This window comes from Shewanella sp. (genome assembly GCF_051658185.1).
Classification (GTDB): Bacteria; Pseudomonadota; Gammaproteobacteria; order Enterobacterales; family Shewanellaceae; genus Shewanella.
Genome location: NZ_JBOFMC010000110.1, coordinates 1 through 3,724, shown reverse-complemented (window position 1 = coordinate 3,724; position 3,724 = coordinate 1). Strand labels below are relative to the sequence as shown.

Below are 3,724 nucleotides of genomic sequence, written 5' to 3'. Positions count from 1 at the left end.
CTTTAAACTCATCGAAATCCGAATCATCGACGATGCGGGCGATCACTTCTTTGACATCGAAAGGCTTTTTCAAGTCGGTGCCGACAATGCCGTAGAGTTCGTTGATATCAAACTTGGGTAGCTTAACAGAGCTCAGTAGGCTGCTGATGTGTTTTTGATGATTTAGACGAAGCACAGCGCGGCGGGCAAGCTCTAAGGCATGCTCATCGTTTTGAGCTAAGTGATCGGCCACGCCCGAAATTTTAGTGTGTACATCGGCGCCGCCAAGTTCTTCAGCGCTGACTTCTTCACCGGTTGCGGCTTTGACTAAGGGCGGACCCGCTAAGAAGATAGTGCCTTGATCTTTTACAATAATAGATTCATCGGCCATCGCAGGCACATAGGCGCCGCCTGCGGTACATAGGCCCATCACCACTGCAATTTGCGGAATGCCCTTGGCCGACATTTGTGCTTGGTTGTAGAAAATCCGGCCGAAATGATCGCGGTCTGGAAAGACTTCATCCTGACGGGGCAAGTTAGCACCACCTGAGTCGACTAAATAGATACAGGGCAAATGGCAGCGGCTGGCAATCTCTTGCGCCCTCAAGTGTTTTTTGACCGTAATAGGATAGTAAGTGCCGCCTTTGACCGTGGCATCATTGGCGATAATCATGCACTCGACGCCGCTCACCCGGCCGATACCGGCGATAATCCCTGCGGCGGGCACTTCTTCGTCATAGACTTCAAATGCCGCAAATTGCGACAATTCTAAAAAGGGCGAACCTGCGTCGAGCAGTTTCTCAACCCGTTGACGGGGCAGGAGTTTACCGCGGGATAAATGACGTTCCAGCGCCACAGGGCCGCCACCGAGTTCGATTTTGGCGAGTTTGGTTTTAAGATCGGCCACCAGGGCGGCCATATCGTCGGATTTGGCTTTAAATTCATCGCTACGGGCGTTGATACGACTGCTTAATTGCGTCACGTTGATTGTCCTTATAAAGCGGTAACTCAGTATCAGTTGGCTCGGTGAGGCGAGGGGGCATGAAGGGCTAAAGCTCATCATGCGCCATTCGCCCTAGGCTGCTTATTTCGATTCGTTAAATAGCTCGCGGCCAATCAGCATACGGCGAATTTCTGAGGTGCCGGCCCCAATCTCATAAAGTTTGGCATCGCGCAGTAAGCGGCCTGTCGCATATTCATTGACGTAACCGTTACCGCCGAGCAATTGAATGGCATCCAGAGCCATTTTGGTGGCCAGTTCCGCGCTGTAGAGAATGGCACCCGCGGCGTCTTTGCGGGTGGTTTCACCGCGATCGCAGGATTTCGCCACGCTATACACATAGGCTTTAGCGGCGTTCATACCGGTGTACATATCGGCTAATTTGCCTTGTACTAATTGGAATTCACCGATGGATTTACCAAATTGCTCCCGCTCGTGGATATAAGGCACGACGATGTCCATACAGGCATTCATGATCCCAAGCGGGCCGCCTGAGAGCACGACGCGCTCGTAATCTAAGCCACTCATCAGCACTTTGACGCCATTGTTTAGGCCGCCAAGAATGTTTTCCTCTGGCACTTCTACCTCTTCAAACACCAGTTCACAGGTGTTTGAACCGCGCATGCCTAATTTGTCGAGTTTTTGCGCTTGGCTGAAACCTTTAAAACCGCGCTCAACGATAAAGGCAGTGATGCCGTGAGCGCCCTTAGTTAAGTCGGTTTTGGCATAAATTACATAGGTATTGGCATCGGGACCGTTGGTGATCCACATTTTGTTGCCATTGAGGATATAACGGTCGCCTTCTTTACGGGCGTGTAGCTTCATCGAAACCACATCAGAACCCGCATTAGGCTCACTCATGGCCAGTGCGCCGATATGCTCACCGCTCACCAGTTTGGGTAAATATTTGGCTTTTTGTGCAGCATTACCGTTACGGTTAATTTGGTTCACACACAGGTTAGAGTGGGCGCCATAACTTAACCCGATAGAGGCTGAAGCGCGGGAAATTTCTTCCATGGCGACAACATGGGCGAGGTAGCCCATATTGGCGCCGCCGTATTCCTCAGGCACAGTGATGCCAAGCAGCCCCATATTGCCGAGTACCGGCCAAAGTTCGTTAGGGAAGGCGTTGTCGTGGTCGACTTTGGCGGCGATGGGGGCGATTTCGTGTTTAGCGAAATCTTGCACCGCATCGCGCAGCATATCGACATCTTCGCCTAGGCCAAAATTAAGACTGGTGTAGAGTGAGTTCATTGTGTGTGTCCTATCTAAATAGAGTATTTATTATTTTTATAATGAGGTACTTGAGTCTTTTTTGTTAATCAGTTTGTTAACGAGTGGCTTTACCCTAGCGGAGGATAAGGGGATGCGCTTTTCGGCGCGGCCCCTTAACGCCTAGGTGCACAGGCTTACGCTTTGGCGGCTTTGCTTTCTTCTAAGGCGATGCGGCACTGCTGCTCCGCTGACGTCAGCTCCATCAAGACCACTTTGATATCATCCATTTGCTGCTGTAGTGCGGTTTTCTTTTCCTCGACGAGGGCGAGCATGGTATTGAGCTGCGTCGTGCTGCTTTTATCGGCATCGTATAGCTCAAATAGCCGACGGGTTTCGGCAAGAGAAAAACCTAATCGTTTGCCCCGTAAAATCAATTTAAGACGAACTCGATCCTTCAGGCTATAAATGCGAGTTTGGCCGCGACGTTTAGGTTTGAGTAGACCTTGGTCTTCATAAAAACGAATACTGCGAGTGGTGATATCAAACTCTTTAGAGAGATCACTTATCGAATAGGTCGTTTGGCTAGTGGGAGTTGCGCTCATGTGGGCACCTTAGGTTAAGCATTTTTAAGCAAGATATATGAAGTTTACGTTAAGGTAAAGGTTGTCGGTAAAGATTGTATTAGTCAGGCGCTTACAACACTGTCAAGCCTGCGTGCCAGCCTTGAAATGTGATCGCTTAGTCCATCAAACCTTGGGCTTGGCGATGGGTGATAATGAGAAAGGTAACTCAACCTAATCGCCGAGCGGTCAGCGCAGGAGGATGAGAAATATTGGCTTGCTGGTGCATTGGGGCGATTGGCGATTTAACGACAAGGATGGGGGCGTGTGGAGCCCAAAATCAGTTGATAAGTCTTTGTTTTGTTATTAAGTGACAAAGATCGTTATAATTACGTCTCAATATTTGAGATTAATAACCTCTGTGACCTGTGGAACGAATAATAATGCAAAACCACAACAACCTTAATGATATCGGTGTGATTGGCCTTGGCGTCATGGGTAAAAATCTGGCGCTCAACATTGCAGATCATCACTATCGTGTCAGTGCATTCGATCTTGACCCTGTGAAAGTGCAGGGGCTTGTCACCCAAGAGCAGCAGGAACGGGCAGGACAAGCGAGTCGGATTTTGGGCTGCGCCGATCTGCGCCACATGCTAGACACTCTGCAAAAACCGCGGATCTTGGTGGTCTCCGTGCCAGCAGGCGCCGCCGTTGATGGGGTGTGTAGTGCCTTGATTGCAGCAGGTATCGAGACTGACGATATAGTGATCGATACTGGTAACAGTCTGTGGACCGATACCATAGCGCGAGAAGCGCGTTATCAACATCAGTTTATCTTTTTTAGCTCCGCGGTGTCGGGTGGGGAAGTGGGCGCCCGTTTTGGCCCGTCTCTCATGCCAAGTGGTGATCCTAAAGCGTGGCAACATGTCGCGCCAATTTGGCACGCAATTGCTGCAAAGGTGGATGCTAA

At 50.0% G+C, this 3,724-nt stretch carries 4 protein-coding genes; 1 reads left to right on the top strand and 3 read right to left on the bottom strand.

The features are described 5' to 3' along the window. The 3 genes from ACRCZA_RS04565 to ACRCZA_RS04555 form a co-directional block, all read right to left on the bottom strand. The coding region (locus ACRCZA_RS04565) for a carboxyl transferase domain-containing protein (protein WP_438673288.1) at nucleotides 1–961 on the bottom strand (961 nt) is incomplete at its 3' end. Between the two features lie 102 nt (nucleotides 962–1,063). Then, complete coding sequence (locus tag ACRCZA_RS04560; RefSeq protein WP_438673287.1) at nucleotides 1,064–2,233, bottom strand: isovaleryl-CoA dehydrogenase; 1,170 nt, start codon at nucleotides 2,231–2,233, stop codon at nucleotides 1,064–1,066. Nucleotides 2,234–2,388: 155 nt separating this feature from the next. Next, nucleotides 2,389–2,796, bottom strand: a complete 408-nt coding sequence (locus tag ACRCZA_RS04555) for a MerR family transcriptional regulator (RefSeq protein WP_438673286.1) — start codon at nucleotides 2,794–2,796, stop codon at nucleotides 2,389–2,391. A 401-nt stretch (nucleotides 2,797–3,197) separates the two neighbouring features. Between ACRCZA_RS04555 and ACRCZA_RS04550 the strand changes: the two genes are divergently transcribed. Beyond that, nucleotides 3,198–3,724: NAD(P)-binding domain-containing protein (locus ACRCZA_RS04550; RefSeq protein ID WP_438673285.1), on the top strand; the 527-nt coding region annotated here is incomplete at its 3' end.